The following is a 23,811-nucleotide window of genomic DNA, read 5'->3' on the forward strand; positions in this document are numbered from 1 at the left end:
GCGGATTCCCCGCAGGCTGACCCGGCCGCTGTGGTTGCCGAGCGGGTCGACCCGGCCGAGGTGCCGGTCGTCGTGGTGGCGGAGTCCCGGCAGGCTGACCCGGCTGCGGTGTCGGGGCCTGTGGTGGTGTCTGAGCCGGTGGTGGAGTCGCGCCCGGTGCCGGGTGCCGTGGGGGCGGATTCCCCGCAGGCTGACCCGGCCGCTGTGGTTGCCGAGCGGGTCGACCCGGCCGAGGTGCCGGTCGTCGTGGTGGCGGAGTCCCGGCAGGCTGAGCTGGTCGCGGAGTCGCGCACTGTGCCAGCCGCCTCGACCGCTGTCGGTACGGCTGGTCCTCTGGCCGTGACGTCTGCCGACACCGCAGCGGGGACCCATGTCGTGGACCCCAATCTCATCACGGAACCGCCGCGTGTCATCGGCCGCAGCGTACCGGTGCCGGGCACCGGGGAGTGCCTGCTGTACTCCTTCGTCGCCAGCGACCCCCTGTACATCCGGGACCGGCTTCCCGGCCTGAACGAGAGCCACCCCCAGGCGTACGCCTGGCTGGGCGATCCGCACGCGGTGCGGGCGGAGCTGGGCGGGCTCGCGGCGGCGTACTCGGAGACCCGCGTGCTGCCGGGCGCCGGCCACTCCCGAGTGGTGATCGACGCCATGCGCGGCCGGGCGGCGAGCTACCTCGGCGAGCATGCGGGCGCGCTGCCACCGCAGATCCTCCAGCAGCTGCGCGGGGCGCTGACGCCCGACTTCGGCGCTCGTGTCGCCGGGATGGCGCGGGCCGATCTGCTGGCGCACCTCGCCCACCACGGCGTGACCACGCCCACCAGCTTCGATGGCCTGGGGCTGGAGTCCGACCTCAGGACGCGGTACCAGGACGCGCGGGCCGCCGAGCTGATCGGGAGCGGCGAGCGACCCGCCGCAGAAGCGCAGGCCGAGGCGCAGGCAGAAGCGCAGGCAGAAGCCGAGGGCCTGGGCACGCGCGACCTGTTCGACCGCCTCGCCCAGCGCGGCCTGCTGCCGCCGGTGGCGGAACTGACCACGGACCAGCTGCGCACGGTGCTCAGCACCGCCTACGTGGGCAGCACGGCCCCGCTGGACCGCGGTGAGTCGGCGGCCGTGGCCGAGGCTGTCGCCAACTGGGCGGGCAGCTGGGACAGTCCGGTCGGCGAGGCGTTCCTGCCGCTGCTCGCGCACGCCTTCGGGGTGCGGGCCGACGTGGTCCGCACCGGGCACGGCGGGATCACCACCGTGGGGCCGGACGACGCCGCCCACCGTATAGAGGTCCACTACAACGGCGTGAACCACTACAACGGCAGTGACGTCGCCGGATGGCCGGTGCTGCCCGCCCAGGACGAACGGCTGCTGACCGCCGGGCCGCAGCACGTGGCGTCCGCGTCCGCGACCGGGACCGGGACCCTGACCCCGGCCGAGGCCACGGCCCCGGATCGGTCGGAGAGCGCCCCGCCCGCCATGCTCGCGCCGCTGCCCGCGCGGACCGCGGTCGCCTTCCCCGCGGGAGGGCACGAGGTGGGCCCCGAGCCGCTGGAGCGGATCAGGGAACTCGCCGGGCAGGTGGCGAAGGCCGGCATGCTGGCCAACCTCGCGAAGATCGCCCTCCCGCGGGTCAGCGTGGTCGGCCACGGCAACGGCCCGCTCCTCGCGCTCGGCGACCGGGGCGGGCAGCGCGCGTCCGAGGTCGGCGGTCTGCGGGCGAAGGCCGCGGCGGACGCGCTCTACGACGAACTCGCCCGCGCGCTCCAAAACCTCCAGGTGGACACGCCGTCCGAGGACCTGCTCGCCGCCTTCGACTTCGACTTCGACGAGCGCTCCGCCGGCAGGGAGCTCGGCCACGCAGGCGCCGCCGGTCCCGCGCGGGACCGGCGGCGGCAGGCGGTGATCGGGATCGCCGAGGCGCCCCACGCGGCCGCCGTGGCGCGGCTGGACGTCCTGCGCCGCCAGGACCCGCGGTTCGCGGCGGGCCGCTTCGACCCGGACCCCCTGGCCCGCCACGTCCTGAGCCTGCCCGCCGGCGCCACGGTCACCGCCGCCGACCGCGAAGCCCTGTACGCGCTGGTGGACCGGGCGGTCGCGCTCGGCCAGGCGCGCAGTGTCGCCAGGCTCCGCGCCGTCCGTCTGCTCGGCCACGGCCTGCTGTCGGAGTCGACCTTCACGGCCCTCGCCGGCGCCTCGCCGACCCGCAACTGGATGGGCGTCCCGCTCACCGGCATCGACACGGCGACGTACGACGAGACCGCCGGCACCGTCACCCGCCAGGTCACCCCGCCCTGGGCCACCGACCCCGCCGCCCCGCCGCCGTATGTGGTGGTGGCGGACGGTGGCGACGACCGGGGGGTCCTCGTAGCCGGTACGAGCGGGCCGCCCCACTGGGTGACGGCGGAGGACCTGGTCGAACTGCTGGCCATGGACGAACGGCTGGCGGCTCTGGGCAAGGACGTCCCGATCCTGCTCGTCGCCCCGAAGGCCGGGTCCATGGGGCTCGACCTGCCGCGTGTCCTGGCCGCCGGAGCCGGCAGGACCGTGTGGGCGCACAGCGGAGTACCGGCGCTGGACGCCCCCGGGGACGGCGGTGTGCTGTACCGGATCGCGGTGAAGGGCGACCGGGACGGCGGAATCCCGCTGGGCCAGTGGATTCCCAGCCGTCCGGGCGACCTCGGGACCCCGGACGCGGACGCCGGGGACGCGGTCGTGGAGACCATCGCGGGCGTGCGGGTGCCCGACCGCGACATCGTGAGCGTCGCCATGGCGCCGAACGGTGTCCAAAAGGGCCGCGCCCTGTTCTCGGATGCGGATCTGGCCAGGAGGGAACGCTACTTCGACGTCTCCACCCAGCTGGCGGACTGGTACGCCGCCGATCCTGTCCAGGCGGACTACGACGGTCCCCACCCGATGCCGGTTCGGGGCGGCGTGGCGTACTTCGTCTACGTGCACGGCCGTCCGGGTGCCACCCTGGTCAACGTCCGTGGCAACCCGAGGGCACAGGAAGTGACAGGCCGTCAGTTCGGCCGTTTCCTGCGGCGGCGGCCCAGCCTGCGCAAGCTCGACCCGGCCGTCCCCATTGTGCTGCTGGAATGTTGGGGGGCGGCGGCGCCGGGCCTGCCGAGATGGGTCAACGCGCCTGACGCCCGTCCGCCGTTCGTGGCGGACCCGCTGTCGACGCTGTCAGCCGCTGAGGAGGCCGCCGACGAGAACTGGCGAACCGTGTTCGCGGCGCCCACTGTCCATCTCGGCTTCACGCGGTCGGACGGGACGCACGGGCACGGCATGGTCAGCGACCTGCTCGGTAAGACCGCTGGCTGGCGTGAGGTCCGGCACCGGCCCTCGGACGCCGAACTGGCGGACCTCGCCCGGGTCGCGGGCCTGCACGACGGCCCCGGTCAGGTGCCCCAGCAGACCATCGACACCACACTGCGCCTGGTGCGGGCGCTCCGCGCGCTGTTCGGCCCCTCCGTCGAGGACAACCGGCACGACCCCGCCGATCCCTACCGCGAACTGCTGCGCGGCATGGGGACGCTGGAGACCATGCGGGGCCGTCACCCGGGGCTCGCGCACCACGGTGAGCTCACCCTCGACCTGGTGGACCGGGTCGTCCGGGGGCACCAGGGGATCACGCACACGCCCGGCGTCCGCCCCGCCCCGCTCGGGCAGGACGCGATACGCGCCACACTGCTCGCGGCGGCGGCCCTGCCGGGCGGCTCCCGCCTGCCCGCGCTGGACGGCTTCGCCCCGATGCCCTCCGTGGACCGGGCACGAGAGCTCATCGAGCGGGGAGACCCGGACAGGACCGTCCGCGAGGTGCTGGGCCTGGCCGTGAACGCGCCGGTCACGAGGGCGAACCGGTCACACGTGCTGTGGGCCGCCGTCAAGGCGGTGGAGAGCGTCGAGAACGTTCAGAACGCGCCCGCGCTGGCGATGAAGGTGCTGCATCTGCCCCCCGGCGCCAATCCGGACACCGACCGGGTGCGCGCCGGTCTGTTCCGGACGGCGATGACGGCGGCGGCGGTGGGCCGGGACACCTACAGTCCGGCCGCGCTCGCCGCACATGATCTGGAAGTCCACGGAGCGCTGGGGCCGAAGACCTTGCTGTCGTCGGCCACGGGCGCCGTGACCGGACGCAACTGGACCGGGCGCCCCGTCGAGGGCACCCTCGTCACCGACACCTTCCGGCTGGCGGCCCCGGGCTCGGCCGTGGGCTCCCGCGCGTGGCCGACCCCCTGGAAGGCACAGGGCGGGCGGGCGGCCGCGCGGGACCAGGCGTACCTGCTGGTGGCCGACGGCCTCGACGGTCACATCGACATGCCCTGGCCGAGCTGGGCCGGCGGACCCGCCACGCGCCGGGTGCCGCCCGACGAGATCGCCGAACTCCTCACCCGGGACGAGCACCTGTACAGAATGGCCTCGGGGAAGTCGTATCTGCTGCCCGTGGGCCTCAGCGGCAGTCTCGACGCCCTGGCCGACCAGCTCGTCTCCCGCGCCACCCTCGGCAGGGCCGTACTGGCGGCGGACCAGCCGCTGCGACTGGTCCACCTCCCGGACGTCAACGAGACCGTGCTCGTCATGAGCCTTGCCGGGCACGGGGGTCAGCAGAGCGGCTGGGTCCAGACGCTCCCGGAGCCCATCCGCTGGAGCCCGCGCACCACGCCGGCCTCCGCGTCTGCCGCGGCGCCCGTCACCTCCTCGGCGTTCACCTCGGCCCCCCAGCCGACCGCCCAGGCCGCCGCGCCCGAGGACGCGCAGGCGCTCCCGGACGAGCGGCGGCCCCGGACCGAGGCCGTACGGCCAGGCACGACGGAGCCGGGCGAGCCCCTGACCGTGCCCGCGCCGCCCCTGATCACGGTCACCCCGCCCTCCGCCGAGGGCGACGTGCCCGCGGCGGTACAGCAGGACCCGGCCGGCGGCATCCCCTGGTTCGCGCGGCACGGCATGCTCGGCGCGGGCGAGGTCCTGGACGCTCCGCGGTGGACCGCGGACCAGGCCGCCACCGCCGCGGCCGAGGTGGTGGACCGGCTCGCGTTCGACGCGGACGTCTCCGCGGCCGTGCGGGGCGCGGTGCGCGGCGGCGTACGCGAACTGCTGCTGGAGCGCGGGGCCGGGGCGTGGCAGGAGATCCTGCTCCACGGACGGCTGCTGACGGCGGACGGCCGACTCGTATGGCTGCGCCCGGTGCTGGACGGCGGTTCGGCCGTCGCCCTGCCGCAGGGCCAGGACGATCCGGTGCGCCGCTACCACGTGTCGTTCAACTCCACATCCGCCGACCACCTCACGTCCCGCGCGGTGAACCACACCGCCGACTTCCTCCTCTCCACGGCCATCAACGTGGCGTCCGCCGCGGCGTCGGCGGCTGTCATCGGCGTGCCGCAGGTCGCGGTGTCGTCCGGCGGCGTGAAGCAGACCGGCGGCCACCACACCGTGATCGGCGGGCGGAAGCTGCTCGTCAAGGACACCAACAGCTTCACCTCGGGACTGCGGATACGGGTCTTCGTGGACGGCGAGGAGCAGCGCCCCGCCGACGCGTCACGGCCCCCCGTGGCGGACAGGGGGCTGACCGTGCGGTTCCCCAGCCAGCTGTCCAGGTCCACCGAGCCCGATCCGGCGCTGGCCGACCCGGCCCCGCGCAACGTGCGGTCCCTGCCCCACCAGCGCTTCCGGCGGGCCGGGGAGGTGCTCCACGCGGTCGACGTCACCCCGATGCTGGCCGGCGACCAGCGCTACCTGCGGCGCACCCTCGGCCTCCGGGCCGAGAAGGCACTGCGGGTCGTCGAGGGGTCGCAGCCGGGCCTCAACGAGGAGTCCGTGCTCAACCGCGCGCGCTGGTGGCTCTCCAGCGGCGACGTGAGCTCCAAGATCCGGGTCCGACGCGGCCTGAAGGGCCTCAAGCCGTTCCGCGGCCACCTGCGCGGGCGGATGGTGGTGGAGAGCGCCCAGTTCCTCCGGGTCATGTCCGACGCGGAGGTCCGTGAGGACCGGGGGGCCGGGTACACGGCGGTCTCTGGCGAGGGCGGCGAGAGCGGGCTCTCCCTCGTCGGCGGCTTCAACATGACCGGCCTGGTCGACCCGGCGCTGGAATCGGCGCACCGGGTGAAGGGCCTGGCGCCGCTGGTCGGCGCGACCGCGTCCTTCGGGCGGGACTGGAGCGGGCGGCTCGACTCGCAGGGGCTCGTCCACGCGGTCGTCAACACCACGGAGGTCCAGGCGCGGTACCGCGTCCGGCTGAGGATCACCCGGGACTGGGTCCTGGGGAGCCACGGCCGGATGGACACCCTGGACTCGGTGGTCGAGGCGGAGCTCGCGGTGCCGTGGCTCGACGGCGCGGGCGCCGCGGACTTCGAGCGCCGGGTGCTCGGCGGCGTCCGCACGCCGTACGTGAGCCGGGCGGTGGCCGGGGCGGACGCCGCGGCCGTCACCGGCGGCGGGACCGAGGAGCGGTGGCCGGCGCCGGTCGAGGCGCAGCCGCACGTGCGGGCGCTGCTGGCCGCCGCGAAGGTCCCCCCGGCGCGCGTGCACCGCCGCCCGGCGAGCCTGGACGCGCTGCGCACTCCGCACCCGAAGGAGCCGCTGTGGCTGGCCGCCCGCAAGGGCCTCGGCTTCCAGACGAGCGTGGCGCTGCCGGGCGCCGAGCTGGTCGAGGACCACTTCCGGGCCCGCCTGGAGGAGTTGTCGGCCCCGTCGCACGGCCCGCTGACCCGCCTGTTCACGGGGCTGACCGGGCGGCGCGCCCCCGTCCGCGGCCGCTTCGCCACGGACACCGAGCTCGCGACGTACGTCGGAAGGCCCGCCCTGGAGGGCAGGTTCGGCACGGCGATGGGCGGCTTCAAGGAAGAGGTTTCGCACCAGGGCCGCCGCTACGAGATAGGCGTGCGAGCCCACCTCACGGACCACCTGGACCACCGGTTCCACCAGGCGAAGATCAACGTCCGTGCCGCGAAGGGCGAGGGCGTGGCCGCCGGGCGCGGCAGCAAGTGGGAGGTCAAGGGCGGCGCGGGCGGCGGAGTGCGGGTGGCCATCGGCTCGATCGTGCGGCTCCAGGCCGGTGCCCTCCGGCTCCTCGCCCGGTACGGACGCGGCCGCAAGGACACCCTTGAGAGCGTCGCGAAGGGCTACCGCCGCACCGAGACAGCCGGCGACACGCACGAGCATGTGTACAACGTCGTCTACGAGCTGACCCTGCGGCCGCTGAGCGGCGAGGGCCGCGCCGAGACCTGGTTCGTCTCCCGCGACAACAGCCTCGTCGCGCAGGTCTCCGTACCGGACGAGTACGTGCCGGAGGTCCCGCCGACCATGGCGGAGGTCGTCGCGGCCGGACGGACCACCGTCCTCGCCGAGCCGCCCGCCGGGCCGACCCTCGACCTGGCGAACGCCACCACGGGCCTCTACCCGTTCTTCCAGACCATGCCGGAGCTCGCGAGGGCCGCGGCCCGCGGCTACGCGCGGGTCCACGGCCTCGACACGGTCTCCGCCGACGACTTCGAGAGGATGCCCCGGGAGATCGTCAACGCCACGGGACCCAACGAACTCACCCTCTGGGCCGACCACTTGACGGACGGCCTGGGCCGTGAGGTCGAGCTGCCCGAGCACGACGGGTGGAAGACCACCATGGTGCTCCACCTCGGCGCCTACGACCCGCGGCGCCTGCCGGGCGAGGCGACCGAGGCGGAGATCGAGCAGCTGGCCCAGTTCGCCCGCCGGCGCGCCCGCGAGCGGCACACCGGGGTCGGGTTCGGCCTGCGCGCCGACGTCGGCCCGCAGGCCCGGTTCGGCTCCGACCAGGGCGGCGACGTGGAGGCCACGGACAGCCACGCCGACACCGGCGAGCCCACCCGCGCACCGGGCGGCCGGTTCGCGTTCCTCTTCCACGGCCAGTACGAGACCGAGTGGGAGTCCTCCCACGGGTCGTCAGACGGCTTCGGCGAGAACAGCCGTGCCACCTACAACGGCGGGAAGGCGCGGCTCGGGGCCCACCCGGTCTTCACCGTCGTCATGGTCCGCCACAAGGGCAAGAGGGTGGAGACCGACACCTCGTACGTGCGCGTGGAGGACGGCATGAGCCTCCTCGTCTCCGAGCGGCTGGCGGAGGACGTGCTCCCGGCCCAGGAGGAGCCGGCGGAGCGGGCGGAGCAGGGGCAGGAGCAGGAGCAGGCGAGCCCGGCGCCGCTGCGGGTCTACGCCGGCGGGCAGATCCCCACCAGCGCCATGTTCATCGAACGGCTCGACGCGGACGTACTCGGCGCCATCCGGCAGCGGCTGCTCGACCAGGGCCAGCTGCCGCGGCGCGCCACCGCCGACGGCACGGTGGTGGACGCGCTCGACCCCCTGTCACGCGCGCTGCGCGCGATCTTCCGGTCCAGCGCGCTGATGCTGAGCGGGCCCGCCCTGCTCGACCTCGGCCTCTGGTTCGCGATCAGGGTCGAGGGCATCGGCGGCGCCGGCTGGGACCAGATCGTCAACGTCAGGTTCGCCAGGGTCGACGCGGCCGACGCCCACCGGGCCCGCCCCGAGGTCGACCTGACCCTGCGGGGCGAGTCGGCCGGCGACCGCAAGGAGGGGGCGAAGTCCCGCCGGGTGCTCGACTTCGGCGTCATCGCGTCCGGCCACGGCGGCGTCCACGTCACCGACGGCAGCAGCCACGGCAACGGCGGCTTCGACGTCGCCGCCGGCTGGTCCGACGTCCGCGGCCGGGGGGTGGACGGCGCGCGGAAGGACGTCTTCATCTACCGCGCCAACACCAAGGGCGGCAGCGAGGAGTTCCAGCACGACGTCGCCCTCCAGATCGAGCTGGGCACCGCCCCGGCACTGCCCGCGTCCGCCTCTCTCGTCACCGCGCCGGGGCGGCTCCTCGACGTCGGTGCCGGCGCGGTCGCCAGGATCTTCGACCGGCGCGACGACTACGACATGTTCCTGGCGACCCTGCGGCCCTGGGTGCGGTACGACGACGGCGCCGACCGGCTGGTCCCCGGCCGTATGCGGGTGCTCGTCCCGAGCTACCTCACCGTGCCCATGGTGGAGGGGACGACCGCCAAGCCCGGCCCGGCCTTCGTACGCGCCTACGGGCAGTCGCCGCGGTGGCGCGCCGCCGTACCGGCGCCCGCCGCCCTCAGCGAGGAGCTGCGCGAAGCCTTCCACCCCTGGGGCGTGGCGGCGGCCGCCGCGGTGCAGCGGTGGGTCAAGGTCGCCGCTCTCGACGCCGTCCGCGAAGCCCGCCTCGGCCTGGCCGCGCCGTGGGAGGTGCCGGGCATCGACATCACCACCAAGGCCGGGCGGGACTACCTGCACGACACCAGCCACACGAAGCTCCGGCCGAGCATCCTCGAACTCCTCGGCCACCGCCATGTGGTGAAGGTCGGCCCCCGCAAGGTCATGGTGGGCTTCGAGCTCTCCAGGGCCGCCGAGTTCGCCCCGTCCACGGAGGAGGTCCGCCACAAGGCGCGGCACTACGGGCAGCAGGACGCGGAGCGGAAGGCGGAGTCCGAGCACGACCGGGGCTGGTACGCCGGCGCCGGCCCGGAGGGCGGCGGCGGGACCGGCCTGGATACGTTCCTGGGCCGCGTGACGCCGTACGAGCGCGGCTCCTTCCGCGGCGCCAAGGACGCCGCGGGCCAGGCCCAGACCGACGAGAGCAACCGCGAGAGCACCCGGGACTACCGGTACTACCGCTTCTACGTGAAGCTCGTCATGACGCCGCTCCACCGGCCCGGCCGCCAGCTCACCGTCGACGTACCGGACGGCCTCGTCGGAATGCTGCCGCGCGACGACGCCGACCGCCTGGTCGGCGAACTGCTCGCCCTGTACCCCCAGCCGCAGGCCCAACCGGGGCGCGAGCGGCTCCAGCCCCGTACGGAACCGTCGCCCCGGGCGCAGGCCGTGCCGCCGGCACATGGGGAGCGGGCCGAGGCCGAACAGATAAGGCCCGACAAGGGCAAGGCCCCGGCCGCTCCTGTCGAGGGCGCGACCGCTCCTGTCGAGACCCAGGCCGTTCCTGTCGAGGACGCGGGCGCGCTGGACGTGGACTTCGTCCAAGCCGCGGAGGCCGCCGCGGACGCCCGCGGGGAGTACCTGCGGGCCGTGCGGGCGGAGACGGATCTGGGGGAACACGCCGGTGCCAGGGCCGACGCGGATTCGCTGGCGGCGGCAGCCGCGCGCAGGGATGCAGCGGCGGGCTCGTACGTCACGGCGGACACGCGACTGCGGCGGCTGGAGGCGCGGCGCGCGGATCGTCCGGCGCCGGTCGGGGCGGTGTCGGGCGTGGTCGGCAGTCCTGCCGAGCGTGCCGCCATCGCGGCGGAGCTGACGGCCGAGGACCTGGCGGACGGGTTGTCGCTGGAGGGGGCGCGGGCGGCGCTGGAGGCGTCGGACGAGCCGGCGCCTGAGGTCCGGGCGGCTGCCGCGCGGGCCGCCTGGCGGCTGTGGCGCCAGGCATCGGCGGACTTCCGGAGTGATGCGGCCGCCATGCCGGGCGGTGCTTCACCGGAGGCGGTGTCGGACGCCTGGGGCACGGCGGTGGGGCTGTTGCTGCCGCTCGAACTGCACCCGCAGCTGGCGGACTTCCGTTATGCGGGACGGGAGTTCCGGGAAGCGGTGCGCGAGGTCGCCGATCGTCTGCTCGCGCGGAGTGCGGCGTTTGGTCCCGGGCAGGATGTCCAGGACGGCGGGGTACGTGCGGCGGCCGACCGTCTGCTCGCGCGGGGCAGGGTGGACAGCGCGACGCGGGAGTTCGCGGCGCGGGTGGGGCAGCGCCTGGGGCTGCGGCTGCGGCTCCGGCTGCCCGGCGGTGCCCCGGATGACGCCGCTGCCCCGGCAGTGGCGCCCGAAGAGACCGATGCGGAACTGGTCCGCACCTTCGGGCCGGACGTGGTGTACGAATCCGACTACAACGCACGCGTCGAGGCTCTGCGCGTCCTCGAACGCGTCGTGGCCGGGGGTGAGGGCCGGGCCGGAACAGTCGACCTGAACGCGTTCACCCGCTGGGTGACGGGGGTCGGCTCGCGTGCGGCACTGGACGGGAGCCAGCAGACGGCCGTCCTGTACGCAGTGGAGAGGGCCGAAGCCGTCGGCAGGGCCCGCACCATCCATGAGATCCGCGCGTCGTGGCTGGCCCACGCGGGCGGCGCCCTCGATCAGACCACCGAGATCCGCGACACGCAGGGCACCTTCCTCGGGCGCAACTTCAGCGGGAGGACCAACTGGACGCTGGCCACAAGCCCGGTCGCCATCGAGTCGCAGGGCGACGAAGAACCCTTGTGGGGACTCCAGGCCTTCTACTCGGTGCGCACCGGCGTGTCCGACGACCTGCACAGACCCGTGGTGCTCGGCATGGAGGTGGAGCCCGAGGTCCTCGCGGCCCTGCTCGCCCTCGACCCGCTCCGGCCGCCCGGTGCGGAGGTGTCCCTGCTGTCCTCGGGCCTGGGCTCCGATCGCGGCGAGCCTGCGCGGGTCACCGCCGACACGCTGGGCGTGCGCGCCTGGTCCACCTACGGGGACGTGATGTTCCGCGCACTCCCCGACGGTTCGGGCGCCCGTGCCGTCGTGCTCCGCACGTCGGCGGGCGGCCCGCGGGCGCGGTGGATTCCCAGCGACCCGGGGCTGGCGAGGAACACCCCCGACATCTACCTGCGGGGCAGGGGAGCGCAGGGCGAGGTGCAGTTCCCGGAAAGCGACGTCATCTCCTACACGCTGCCGACCGCGGACGGCATGGGGTTGATCGGGCGGGCGTACTTCGACTCCAGGGACATGGCGGCCCGGGCCGCGGCCCTGTGGCAGGTGTCCGAGGCGACCCAGTACGTCGATGCCGATGAGCACATCCCCGGCATGCCGCGCCGGATGGGCCGGCCGCTGCCGCTGCCGTTCCCGTTGGAGCGGGCGTACGTGGAGTTCGGCCACGGCATCGACGGGTACGGCTCACTGCCGCGCCGCAGCATCGGCCGGTCCCAAATCGTCCGCCCAGACGTCATCGAACGGTTGGGCCAGCGCAGCCGGAGCCTTCAACGACTGCCCGCGGACTGGCCGGAATACCTGCTGTACTGCGACATCGGCCAGCTGCCCCGGGGCGCGGACCGGCTGGTGCACGTCCCGATCCCACAGAGCCGGGCCAACAACGACAACCGCCTGGTCGTCACCAGCGACGCCCAGACCGGGCCGAGAGCCCCGCATCGGAACCAGCCGCAGCTCCTCATCAAGTTCGACAACCCCGACGCGCCCCGGTACCGCTGGCTGGTGTTCGCGCCCGAACCGGGCGCCGAGCGGCTCACCGCCCTCGCGGACCGCGCCGGCCTGCCCGCCGAGGTGGCCCATCGCCCGATGTGGGCGCTGCGGTGGATACGGGCCCTGCGCCAAGCCTTCGACTACACCGTCGACACCACTCCCGAATATGACCAGTGGCTGGGCGAGATCCTGGAGGGATTCGGCGCGCTGGAAAGCCGGCGGCTCGCCCTCGACCCGTCTCCGGGGCCGCTGTCCTGGCGCGTCCTCGAACCGATGCTCAACGCCTACGTGTCCCAGTACGGTCACGAGATACCGGCCGACCAGCGGCCGTTGGAGGCGATGCTCCGGCACGCCAGGGCCGGCGGCGCCATCCAGGTCTTCACCGAGCCGCCGGCCGGCAGTCGGAACCGAGCCGCCGTCCCGGTCGATCCCCCGGTCATCCCGGCCGACTACGGACAAGGGGAGGGGGACTTCCACCACAGCGGCCTCGACCCCGCAGAGTCGCTCGGCGAGTCCGGGCACATCCTGTGGGAGGAGGACAGTGGGAGCGAAACGGAGGACCAGGAGCACGCCGGCGCCCAGGAGTTCGCGGGCGGCCAGTTCCTCCGCGAGCCGGAGCCGGAGCCGGAGCGCGGGCGCAGCCGCCACCGCGCGGAAGCACCGTCCCGGCCGCAGGCCCGGCCCTCCGCCGGCCCGGACGCCGGGCGGACGGCCGCCGCTGCCCCACCCCGGGCGGCAGCAGAGCCCGCGCCCACCCGCCCGGCCCTCGCGGGCCTGAACCTCGACGCTGTCCCGGCGGGCCGCGCACCGGCCGAGCGGGCGCCGGCCGCGGTCCAGGCGGCGCCCGGGCGGCCCGGGGCGGCGGACTCCGCACAAGCGGACCTGGATGCCGCGGCCGTTGCGGAAGCGCGGCCCGAACCGGCGTTCCCGCATGACGAAGCGGCCGAGAGCGCCGCAGCGGCGGAGCAGTTGCGCGGGGCGGCAGAATCGATACCGTCCGAAGGGGTCGACGGCAGCGTCGAGTCGGCCGATTCGGCCGAGGCCGCCGGGTCGGCCGCGCGGATCGCGTCGGGCAAGCCGGCGCCGCCCCGACGGGCCGCCGCCCAGGCGGAGGTGGCGGAAAGCGTCGAGACGGCCGCGCGGCCATCCCAGCAGGTCGCGCCCGCCGGGGCGGCGCGGGCTGAAGGGGGCGACCGGAGCGGCGAGTCGGCCGATTCGGCCGAGGCCGCCGGGTCGGCCGCGCAACCGGCACGGCAGACGGCTGCGGTCGAGCCCGTGCCCGTCGCGCAGGCCGCGGTGTCGTCGCCGACACGGAGGCTGTCGATCACACCGCTCCGCACCCCCTTCCGCTTCGCGCTCGACGGGGAGCAGGGCGAACTGTCCGCCGCCGAGCTGGAGTCGGTGCAGACGGCGCTCGCGCAGGCCGACCCGGCCGCGGGGGAGGCGTACGCCGCCGGGCTCGGGGCGCGCGTGGCCGCGGCGATCGCGGCACGCTGGGCGGCGGAGGGGCTGGAACCGTCCCAGGTCGGGCTGGAGCTCACCATGGAGGACCCCAGCCGGTTCGCGCTGGCGATGGTGCTCTCCCGCACGGTGGCCGACACGCTGCGCCACCGGGTCCACGTCACCGTGGGCCGGATGGCGCCGATCGAGATGTGCCCGTCGGAAGGGGGCATCGCATGACCGACGCGCGCCCCCGGGCGGCGGCAGGAGAAAGGCCGGTGGAGATGAGTACGACCGAGGGCGCACCGCCTCAGGCGAACGGGCCGGGGGGTGGTCCGGCCGGCGGCGGGCGGCGTCCGGGCCCGGCCGGGCGGTCCGGGCCGCCCGCGTACGGGGACGGCGACGCCGCCGGGGACCCGGAGCTGCCCGCCGTGCCGGACCACGTCCGGGAGGCCGCCCGGCTGGCCCCCGGCACATGGCTCCCCATGGTGGACCCGGCCTGGTCGGAGGAGGGGGAGGAGGACCCGCCGGACTGGGCGCGGCTCGGCTCGTGGCGGTCGGACGAGGCGGGCGAGGTCGCCGAGTGGCGGGCCAACCCGGAGTACCTGCCCTCGCCCGCCTCGCTGGGCTGGCCGGAGCCCGCGGACCCGGTGGACGCCGCGGTCCAGCGGGCGGTGACCGGCTGGGGCCCGTCCGAGGACGTGCCCTGGGCGCTCGCCCGCACCCAGGTGGCCGTCTTCCGCGCGCCCGGCGGCGGCCTGGCGACCGCGGTGGCGCCCGACCACCTGACGCCCGTCGTCCCCGTCTTCACCGCGCCCCGCCACCTGGAGCAGGCCGGCCGCCTGTCCTTCGAGACGCTGGAACTCGGCGAGCTCCTGGACCGGTTGCCCGAGGGCCACGTGGTGTACCTGAACCCCACCGGCACGGTGAGCATGACCGTCGAGACCGCCGAACTGCGCGCGGCGCTGGCCGAGGCGGCCGCGGAGGACGCGGAGACCGCCGCCGTACCGTGAACCCGGCGCGGGACCCCGTAGCGGCACACAGCGCCACCCGACCGAGGAGAGACCCTTGTCCGAGAACCTTGCCGACCACTTCGCCGCCCTGGCCCGCACCGCCGACCGGATACGGGACGGCGTCACGGACGCGCAGTCCGCGCTGGGCGCGCTGGAGGCCACCGGCCACGGCGGCGGCGGCCTGGTGCGGGCGACGGTGTCCGGGCAGGGGCGCCTCGTCGCGCTGGACATCGACCCCTCGGTGATCGACCCGCAGGACCCGCGCACCCTGTCCGAGATGGTCATGGCGGCGGTGGACGCCGCCAACGAGGCCATGGCGGCGCAGCGCGCCGAGCGGCTGGACGCGCTGACCGGCGGCCTCGCCGACATCGTCGACCAGCTGCACGCCGCCCCGGCGCCCCGCGGCCGCGTCGAGCCGATGTTCCCCTCCCGCCGGCCCGGCAGCCGCCTGCCGCAACTGCCCTTCCCGCCGGGCATGCAGGGGGTGCCGGACGGGAACGCGGGGCCGGGCGGCGGAAGGAGCGGGAAGGGCCGCGACAACCAGCGCTGAACCGGTGTCCCCGATCGGGAACACCCCGGGCGCCGGAACAGGGGGCTACCCGGCGAAGGCCGCCCCCTTCTACCGTTGGACCGCTCCATGGTCGGCGGGAGTCGCACCCCCGCGCTCCCACGGCCGCCGCGACGGACGAGAATCGCTGATGTCCCGGATCATCTTCCACCGCCCCGCCCGGGTCCTGCCGCCGCAACTGCCCACGGAGCCCGTGGTCCTCGCGGCGCCGCCGCAGCCAGTCGGCCGGGACGCCAACAACTGGCTCATGCTGCTCATGCCGCTGATGACCAGCTTCAGCATGGCCGGCTACCTGATGGCCGGCGGCCGCAAGCTGCTCATCCTGCTCGGCATCTGCTTCGTGGTCGTCTCCATCGGCACCACGGTCGCCATCCGCCTCCAACTGCGCCGCAGCGCCCGCCGCGACAAGCTGCGGGCCCGCGACCGCTACCTCGCCCACCTGGTGGAGGTGCGCCGCGCCGCCCGCGAGGTCGCCGAGAGCCAGCGGGTGGTGGCCGCATGGGCGTACCCGTCGCCGTACCGGCTCTGGGCCATCGCGACCCGCCGCCGCCGGGTGTGGGAGCGCCGGGTCACCGACGCGGACTTCCTCAGCGTGTGCGTCGGTGTCGGCACCGCGCCACTGGCCACCCCGATCCGGATGGCCACCCGCAACGACCCCACGGTGGAGTACGACCCGCGGGCCAAGTCCGCCGCGGACCGGGTGATCGCGACGATGTCGACCGTCGGCAGCCAGCCCGCCACCGTGGACATGTCCCGGGGCGGGGTGGTCAGCGTGCTCGGCCCGACCGAGGTGGCCGGCGGTGTCGCGCGGGCCGTGGTCTGCCAGATCGCGGTGCTGCACGCGCCCGACGACGTGGGCCTGGTGGTCGTCGGCGACGCGGACACGTGGGGGTGGACCAAGTGGCTGCCGCACACGCACGAGCCGGAGGCCACCGGCCAGGCGGGCGTCGTCCCGCTGGTCGCCGAGGAGTTCGACTCGGTCGCCGACCATCTGCGGGACGTGCTGGACCGGTTCGCCGAGCAGCCCCCGATGCGGCGCGGCTACATGGACCGCGACGCGCAGGACACCCGGCGCCGGCTCGTCGTCGTCCTGGACGGCTACGACCCCCGCGCCGGCTGGGCCCGCTCGCAGACCGCCGCGGAACTCCTCGCGGCCGCAGGGCCGGAGAGCGGCATCACGGTGCTGTGCGTCGTCAACAGGGAGCAGGACGAGCCCAGTCGGGCCGACGTGCGGGTGCGCGTCGACGACACCGGCCGGCTCGCCCTGGACGTACGCGCGACCGAACGCGGCGGGCAGGCGCGGCCGGAGGTCACCGACGTGCTCGCCGAGTGGCCCGAGGTCGTGCTGTGCGAGGCGATCGCCCGCGAACTGGCCCCGCTGCGGCTGTCCGTGGAGGGCGAGGAGGTCCTGGCGCAGGTGACGTCGCTGCCGAGCATGCTGGGCATCGGCGACCTGGACGACTTTGACCCCGAATCGCTGTGGGTCGCTGCCGACGACGACGCGGTGCTGCGCATGCCGCTCGGCTTCGACGGCAACGGGCAGCCGCTGGTGCTCGACCTGAAGGAGGCCGCGCGGGGCGGCATGGGCCCGCACGGCCTCGTCGTCGGCGCCACCGGCTCCGGCAAGAGCGAGCTGCTGCGCACCCTCGTCACCGGCCTGGCGGCGACCCACTCGCCGGAGCTGCTGAGCTTCGTGCTGGTCGACTTCAAGGGCGGCGCCACCTTCGCCGGGCTGTCCGAACTCCCGCACGCCGCCGGCATGATCACGAACCTCATGGACGACCTGGCGCTCGTGGACCGGGTGCGGGACGCCCTCGTGGGCGAGCAGCAGCGCCGCCAGCGGGTCCTGCGGGACGCCGGCAACATCGACAACATCCACGAGTACCAGCTGCACCGCGCCGCCGGCCGCACGGCGCCCGACGGCAGCCCGCTGCCGCCGCTGCCGTACCTGCTGGTCATCGTCGACGAGTTCGGCGAACTGCTCACCAGCCGCCCGGAGTTCATTGAGCTGTTCGTCCAGATCGGCCGCGTCGGCCGGTCGCTGGGCATGCACCTGCTGCTGGCCACGCAGCGCCTGGAGGAGGGCCGGCTGCGCGGCCTGGACGCCAACCTCTCGTACCGCATCTGCCTGCGGACCTTCTCCGCCGCCGAGTCCCGGGTCGTCATCGGCACCCCGGACGCCTACCAGCTGCCGTCGATCCCCGGCTCGGCCTACCTCAAGGTCACCGACGCGGTGTACGAGCGCTTCCGCGTCGCCCACGTCTCCGGCCCGCACCAGCCCGCCGCCAGGACGGCGAGCGGCGAGCCGGGCGTGGCCGCACCGGTCGTCTTCGGCCTGCGCGTGCCGCCCGTCCCGGGCGACGAGCCGGCGCGGTACGCGGAGCCGGCGGAGCCCCGGCCCGCGATCGGCGGGCCCACCGAGATGCAGGTCATCGTGGAGCGGCTGCGGGCCAACGGCCAGACCGCCCACCAGGTGTGGCTGCCGCCGCTGCCGCCCGCGCTGCCGCTGGACGACCTCACCGGCCCGGCCACGGTCCGCCCCGGGCGCGGCCTGACCGCCGACTGGTGGACGCAGCGCGGCGAACTGCGCTTCCCCATCGGCGTGTCGGATTTCCCGTCCCAGCAGGTCCAGCAGCCGCTGGTCGCCGACTTCGCGCAGTCCGGCAACCTGATGGTGATCGGCGCGCCGCAGTCGGGCAAGAGCACGCTGCTGCGCACCCTGATGCTGTCGGCGATGCTCACCCACACCCCGGACGAGGCGCAGTTCGCCTGCCTGGACTTCGGCGGCGGCTCGCTGCTGCCGTTCGAGCAGGCGCCGCACGTCAGCGCGGTCGCCGGCCGGCACGACCTGGCGCAGGCCCGGCGCATCCTGGCCGAGGCCCGCCAGGTGATCGCCGAACGCGAGCTCCAGTTCCGGGGGATGGGCATCGACTCGGCCAGCGAGTTCCGGCGCCGCCGGGCCGCCGGCGCCCTGCCGCAGCGGATGCGTACCGCCGACCTCTTCCTCGTCATCGACAACTGGGCCGCGGCGAGGAACGAGATGGAGGACATCGAGGCAGCGGTGCTCGACCTCGCCAACCGGGGCCTCGGCGTCGGCGTCCACCTCGTCCTCACCGCCAACCGGTGGGGCGACGTCCGCACCGTGCTGCGCGACGCCGTCAACGGCCGGCTGGAGCTGCGGCTCAACGACCCCGGCGAGTCGGAGGTCGACCGGCGGATCGCCCGGGCGTTCGGCGCCGTGCCGCCCGGCCGCGGCCTGGCCCCGCCCGGCATCCAGTTCCAGGTGGCGCTGCCCCGGCTGGACGGCCGCCCCGACATCGACGCCCTCGCCGACGCCCAGGCCGACGTGCTGGCCAAGCTCGCCGACGGCTGGGAGGGCGCCGCGGCCCCGGCGGTCCGGATGCTGCCGGAGCGGCTGGCCGCCGCCGAACTCGACCTGCCCGCGCAGGAACCGCCCGGTGTGCCCATCGGCATCGCCGAGCACGACCTGAACCCGGTCTACCTCGACCTCGCCGGCAACGACCCGCACTTCGTGGTCTTCGGCGACTCCGGCGCGGGCAAGACGGAGTTCCTGCGCACCTGGATCACCGGGGCGATGGCCCGGCACACCTCCTTCGAGGTCCGCTTCATCCTGTTCGACTTCCGCCGCGGCCTGCTCGGCCTGGTCCCGCCGGAGTACCTGGGCGCCTACGCGGGCGACGCCGCCGCGGCCGCCTCGTTCGCCCAGGCCGTCGCGGACAAGCTCGCCGAGCGGCTGCCGCCGCCCGACGTCACCGTCGCGCAGCTGCGCGACCGCAGCTGGTGGCAGGGGCCCGAACTGTACGTCGTCGTCGACGACTTCGACCTGGTGTCGTCGGGGCGGCAGTCGCCGCTGGCGCCGCTCGTGGACTACCTGCCGCAGGCCCGCGAACTGGGCTTCCACATGGTCGTCGCACGCCGGGTCGGCGGCACCGCCCGCCGCCAGATCTCCGAACCCGTCCTCGGCCGGCTCCAGGAGCTCGGCACGGACGGCCTGGTGCTCTCCGGCGACCCCCGCGAAGGCGCCGTCCTCGGCGACCAGCGGGCCCGGCTGCTGCCCCCGGGCCGCGGCATCCTCGTCCGCCGCTCGGCCCCCAAGGCCCTGGTCCAGCTCGCCCTGACGGACGACGCCACGGAAGGCTGAGGCGCGCCCCCGACGACACCGGGTCCCCCGCCGGCCTGACGGCGGGGGACCCGGCGCACAGCTGTCCCGGCGTGCTACTTCGGCCGCGGCTCCTCCTGGAGCAGGCCTAATTCGATGGCCTTGCGGGTCAGATCCGCCTTGTTGCCCACGTTGAGTTTGCTCCGGATGCGTTTGACGTACGTGCTGACCGTGGCCTCGGTCAGGTTCATCCGGCGGGCGATCTGGCCGTGCGTCAGTCCCGCCGCGATCCAGCGCAGGGTCTCCGACTCGCGGCGGGCCAGCGCCGACACGGGCGCCGCGGACGACTGCCGCAGCTCGGTGTGGAGCCGCGGGGCGAGACGGGCGTCGACGTGGACACCCGCACGCGCCACCGTCACGACGGCGCGCAGCAGCTCGTCGTCGTCGGCCTGCCTGCTGACGCAGCCGTACGCGCCCGCGCGCAGGACGTCCGTCACCGACTCGCTGCCGCCGAAGTCCGAGACGACCAGCACACGGCCGTGGGCGGCGAGGCGGCGGACACCCTGGGCCAGGCCCCGCAGCTGGTTGTCCGGCGGCCCGTAGACGACGGCGTCGACGCGCAGGCCGGCGGAGCCCGGCCCGCCGGGCTCCGCGACGACCGCGGTGAGATGGCAGAGGGGACTGCTCGACAGCAGGCTCTCCAGGCCCCGGCGCATGAGGCTGTGGTGCTCGAACACGGCGACGTGCGGTATGTGTGACATAGGGCTCCTGCGGCTCGCGGTGATCTCCCGGTGGACCGGGGTCCGGGAATCCGGACGCCCCTGACCCCTCGCCGGCGTCCGGCGGGGCCCTGGGCGTCAACGGCCCGGCTCAGCCGGCGTGCACCACCGCGCTCAGGCTGTCGCGGCGGACTTCCAGGACGTGGCCCTCGGGAAGGGCCGTCCATACCTGCGGGTCCTGCGGCCACCCGGTGGAGGCGACCACCACCGCGTCCGTGGCGACGCGGTAGTTGAGCGAGAAGAAGCCGGGGCCGCGGCGGGTCATGACCTCGGAGTGCGGGTCGTGCGCGGTGTAGGCGTAGAGCGCGTCCGGGGTGAGCAGCATGCAGTTGAGGCTGGCGGAACTCGTCGCCAGCGACCGTATGTCGGCCGCGGTGGACATGATCGCCTTGTGCGGCTCTATCCCGGCGTCCATGCGCAGCCGGACGCCGAGGGAGAAGCGCTCGCTGTCGGTGTCGCCCTCGGCGGTGGCCAGCGCCTCCTCGCCGATCATCACGTCGAGGCAGTCGACGGGGGTGAAGTCGCCGTTGTGGGCGAAGGCGGCGCGCTCGTCCCCGAACGGGTGGGTGTTCCCGAGTACGACCGGCAGCCGCGGGCTCGCCATGCGGATGTGCACCAGGGCGCTGTCGGTGGTCAGTTCGCGCACCACCCGCCGGAACTCCGGGCTCTCGTCGGCGCGCGCCGGCTCCTTGACGGTCGAGAGGGTGCGCTCCGGGGTGACGGACGCGACACCCCAGCCGTCGGCGTGCTCGCACGCCAGCGCGAGGAAGGGATCGAGCTCCCCGGCGAGCAGCTCGCCCAGGGGAAGGGACTCACGGGCGACGACACCCAGGAGGCGACACATACGGACAACTCGATTCTTTTACGGAGGACTCGCCCGGTCGGGCGGGCGTGCGGAGGGAGCGGTCCGGCGGGCGCCCTCACCTCCACGGGGGAAGAAGTGGGAGCGGTCCCGCCGGACCGCGGCTGTGGTGGCCGGGCCGGTGGCTTGCCGAGCGGTCGGCTCAGCCCGCGGCGGCCCGGCGCCGCGCCGGGCGGCCGAGCCGCCGTTCGAGGAGTCCGGCGGTTCCGGCCAGTGCGCTGTTGATCAGGACGTAGACGAGCCCGACGACCAGGTAGCCCTGGATGACGGTGTGGTTGTACTCGCCCAGCACCTTCGCGGAGTTGAGCAGTTCGAGGAAGCTCACGACGTATCCGAGGGTGCTGTCCTTGAGCAGCCGCACCAGCTGGCTGACCAGGGACGGCGCGGTCTGGCGGATCGCCTGGGGCAGCACGACCGAGCGCATGGCCGGCCAGTAGCGCAGCCCGAGGGCGTACGCCGCCTCGGTCTGGCCCCGGGGCAGCGCGCGCACCCCGGCCCGGAAGATCTCGGCGAACACGGCCGCGTTGGTCAGCACGATCGGCCAGACCAGCTGCCAGAACAGCGCCATCCGGACCCCCGTGCTCGGCAGGCCGAGCAGGAAGGCGTAGATCAGCAGCAGCAGCGGTACGGACCGCATCACCTCGACGTACACCGAGGCCGGCCACCGCAGGAAGCGGGTGCGCGACAGCCGGGCGAGCGCCAGGAGGGCACCGAGCGGCAGCGCCAGCGCGGCGCTGACGAGCGTGACGCGGACGGTGGCCCACAGCCCGGTGAGGAGGTAGCGCAGCACCGGGGCCTGGACGAAGAGCCGCCACTTGGCGGCGTCGAGCTGGTCGTGGTCGGCGAACCGGCGCACGGCCGCCGCCACGAGCAGCGCCAGGACCAGCAGCGACACCCCGGTGGCGATCCTGATCCGGACCCGGCCCCGCGGTCCCGGCGGGTCGAACAGGGACCCCTCGTCCTCGGCGCGGGCGGCCAGCCGGGCCCAGAGGCCGCCGGCCGGCGCGGCCGGTCCCGCGGGCCCGGGCGCCGCGTCGGCGGTGCCCTCCCCGCCGGGCACGTCCGGGAGCTCCGGCACGGGGGTCTCGGTGGTGCCGTTGGCCGTCACCGCAGCACCGCCAGCCTGCGGTCCAGCCAGCCCGCGAACTGGCCGATGACCAGGGTCATCGCCACGTAGCACAGCGCCGCCGCACCGAAGGTGACCAGCGGCTGGGCGTACTGCTGGTCCAGCAGCTCGGTCTGCCCGGTCAGCTCCTGCGTGACGCCGACGGCCGCCGCGAGCGAGGAGTTGAGGGTGACCGCGATCAGCAGCGAGGCCAGCGGCTGGATCACCGTGCGGAGCGCCTGCGGCAGCACCACCAGCCGCAGGAGCTGCCCGAAGGTCAGGCCGAGCGCCCGGCCGGCCTCGATCTGGCCGCGCGGCACGGCCCGGACGCCCGACCTGATCACCTCGCAGAAGAACGCCGCCCAGTACAGGCCCATCGCGGTCACCGCGGTCCAGAACAGCGAGTAGACCAGGCCGATTTCGGGCAGCCCGAACACGAACAGGGTCAGCAGGACCAGCAGCGGCACGCTGCGCAGCACGGCGACGTAGAGCCGGCCGAAGACGCGCAGCGGCACGACCGGGCTGATCCGGCAGCAGGCCAGCAGCAGGCCGAGCAGTCCGGCGAGGACGAAGGTGCTCGCGCTCAGCTCCACCGAGACCAGCAGCCCGTTGCCGAACACGCCGAGATGGGAGGTGACGACGTCCATCGGATCAGCTGACGGCGGGCGGGGCCGGGACCGGGCCGGGCACCTGGGTGCCGACGGTGGCCTGCCACACCTTCGCCCAGGTGCCGTCGGACTCGATCTGCTTCAGCCACCCGTTGACGAACGCCTTGAAGTCCGGGTCGTCCAGCGGCAGTCCGATGCCGTACGGCTCGGCGCTGAACGTTCCCGCCAGGACCTTGACGTCCGGGTTGGAGGAGGCGTTGCCCGCGAGGATGCCCTGGTCGAGGACGTAGGCGTCCGCCCGGCCCTGCTGCAGGGCCTGCAGGCACTCGATGTTGGTGTCGAACAGCTGCACCTTCGCCGAGGGTGCGGCCTGCTTGACGGCCGTGGCCGCCGTGGACCCGGATTCGGTGACCACCGTCCTGCCCGCCAGGTCCTTCAGCGAACTGATGCCGGTCGTCTTCTTCTTCACCTCGATCGCGAGGCCGTCCTGGTAGTACGGCCCCGCGAAGGCGACGACCTTCGCGCGCTCGGGCGTGATGGTGTACGTGGCGAAGACCGCGTCCACGGAGTGGTTCCGGAGCAGCGCCTCCCGTGTCTTGGCGGTGACGTTGGTCAGCTTGGTCGAGTCCTTGCCGATGATGTACTTCGCCAGCAGCCGGGACATGGCCGCGTCGAAGCCGTCGACCTTGCCGGTGGTCGGGTTCAGCAGGGAGAACAGGGCGGCGGTCTGGGTGCCGCCGACCGTGAGGGTGCCCTTGGCCTTGATCTTCGCGGCGGTCGAGCCGCTCGGCATCAGCGACGCGGCCGCGGGCGCCTCGGCCGCGACCAGCTGGTCGACGGTCGCGGAGCCCGCGGCGGCCGCGGAGGGGTGGGCGGCGGGGGCGCCGGGCACCGTGGAGCCCGACGACCCGCTGGAGCAACTGGTCAGGGCGAACGTCGTGGCGGCGGCGAGGCCCACCAGGGCGGCTGTGCGGATGACCGGGCTGCGGCCGGTCCGGGAGCGGGACATGGTTACTCCTGGCGTGTGCGGGGCGGGGACGGAAGGAGGGCGGCGGGGAACGGCTGGGTGCCCGCGGTGGCGGAACGGGAGGCGGGCGGTGCCGGGGTGA

10 protein-coding genes are annotated in these 23,811 nt (G+C 74.7%); 4 read left to right on the forward strand and 6 right to left on the reverse strand.

Annotated elements, in window-relative coordinates; genetic code table 11:
- On the reverse strand, positions 1-372 hold a 372-nt coding region (locus ACH4SE_RS03870), incomplete at its 3' end, for a hypothetical protein (protein ID WP_398541676.1).
- A 3-nt stretch (positions 373-375) separates the two neighbouring features.
- Here ACH4SE_RS03870 and ACH4SE_RS03875 point away from each other — a divergent pair.
- The 4 genes from ACH4SE_RS03875 (at position 376) to eccCa (ending at position 19,390) form a co-directional block, all read left to right on the forward strand.
- Complete coding sequence (locus tag ACH4SE_RS03875) at positions 376-13,887, forward strand: lonely Cys domain-containing protein (protein ID WP_398541677.1); 13,512 nt, start codon at positions 376-378, stop codon at positions 13,885-13,887.
- A complete protein-coding gene (locus tag ACH4SE_RS03880; RefSeq protein WP_398541678.1) occupies positions 13,884-14,660 on the forward strand; it encodes a type VII secretion system-associated protein in 777 nt (258 codons plus the stop codon). Before ACH4SE_RS03875 ends, ACH4SE_RS03880 begins: the two co-directional genes overlap by 4 nt.
- Before the next feature lie 55 nt (positions 14,661-14,715).
- Positions 14,716-15,210: a YbaB/EbfC family nucleoid-associated protein gene (locus ACH4SE_RS03885; RefSeq protein ID WP_398541679.1), complete on the forward strand. Its 495-nt coding sequence runs from the start codon at positions 14,716-14,718 to the stop codon at positions 15,208-15,210.
- Between the two features lie 148 nt (positions 15,211-15,358).
- Complete coding sequence (gene eccCa, locus ACH4SE_RS03890; protein ID WP_398541680.1) at positions 15,359-19,390, forward strand: type VII secretion protein EccCa; 4,032 nt, start codon at positions 15,359-15,361, stop codon at positions 19,388-19,390.
- Between the two features lie 74 nt (positions 19,391-19,464).
- Here eccCa and ACH4SE_RS03895 read toward each other — a convergent pair whose 3' ends face one another.
- The 5 genes from ACH4SE_RS03895 to ACH4SE_RS03915 form a co-directional block, all read right to left on the reverse strand.
- Positions 19,465-20,109: a DNA-binding response regulator gene (locus ACH4SE_RS03895; protein WP_398541681.1), complete on the reverse strand. Its 645-nt coding sequence runs from the start codon at positions 20,107-20,109 to the stop codon at positions 19,465-19,467.
- Between the two features lie 109 nt (positions 20,110-20,218).
- Positions 20,219-20,971: a class II glutamine amidotransferase gene (locus ACH4SE_RS03900; RefSeq protein ID WP_398541682.1), complete on the reverse strand. Its 753-nt coding sequence runs from the start codon at positions 20,969-20,971 to the stop codon at positions 20,219-20,221.
- A gap of 160 nt (positions 20,972-21,131) precedes the next feature.
- Positions 21,132-22,097, reverse strand: coding sequence for an amino acid ABC transporter permease (locus ACH4SE_RS03905; protein ID WP_398541683.1), 966 nt, complete (start codon positions 22,095-22,097; stop codon positions 21,132-21,134).
- The gene (locus ACH4SE_RS03910; RefSeq protein ID WP_398541684.1) at positions 22,094-22,741 is read right to left on the reverse strand and encodes an amino acid ABC transporter permease; all 648 of its coding nucleotides are present in this window, start codon (positions 22,739-22,741) and stop codon (positions 22,094-22,096) included. The genes ACH4SE_RS03905 and ACH4SE_RS03910 overlap by 4 nt, the downstream gene beginning before the upstream one ends.
- Positions 22,742-22,745: 4 nt before the next feature.
- The gene (locus ACH4SE_RS03915) at positions 22,746-23,711 is read right to left on the reverse strand and encodes a glutamate ABC transporter substrate-binding protein (protein ID WP_398541685.1); all 966 of its coding nucleotides are present in this window, start codon (positions 23,709-23,711) and stop codon (positions 22,746-22,748) included.
- Between the last annotated feature and the right edge of the window lie 100 nt (positions 23,712-23,811).

The sequence above is a fragment of the Streptomyces sp. NPDC020983 genome (assembly GCF_044333485.1).
In the GTDB taxonomy this organism is placed as follows: domain Bacteria; phylum Actinomycetota; class Actinomycetes; order Streptomycetales; family Streptomycetaceae; genus Actinacidiphila.

Excerpts from the sequence above, each read along its gene's own strand:
- ACH4SE_RS03895 (WP_398541681.1), bottom strand. The coding sequence starts at position 20,109 with ATGTCACACATACCGCACGTCGCCGTGTTCGAGCACCACAGCCTCATG.
- eccCa (WP_398541680.1), top strand. The coding sequence starts at position 15,359 with ATGTCCCGGATCATCTTCCACCGCCCCGCCCGGGTCCTGCCGCCGCAA.
- ACH4SE_RS03880 (WP_398541678.1), top strand. The coding sequence starts at position 13,884 with ATGACCGACGCGCGCCCCCGGGCGGCGGCAGGAGAAAGGCCGGTGGAG.
- ACH4SE_RS03910 (WP_398541684.1), bottom strand. The coding sequence starts at position 22,741 with ATGGACGTCGTCACCTCCCATCTCGGCGTGTTCGGCAACGGGCTGCTG.
- ACH4SE_RS03900 (WP_398541682.1), bottom strand. The coding sequence starts at position 20,971 with ATGTGTCGCCTCCTGGGTGTCGTCGCCCGTGAGTCCCTTCCCCTGGGC.
- ACH4SE_RS03915 (WP_398541685.1), bottom strand. The coding sequence starts at position 23,711 with ATGTCCCGCTCCCGGACCGGCCGCAGCCCGGTCATCCGCACAGCCGCC.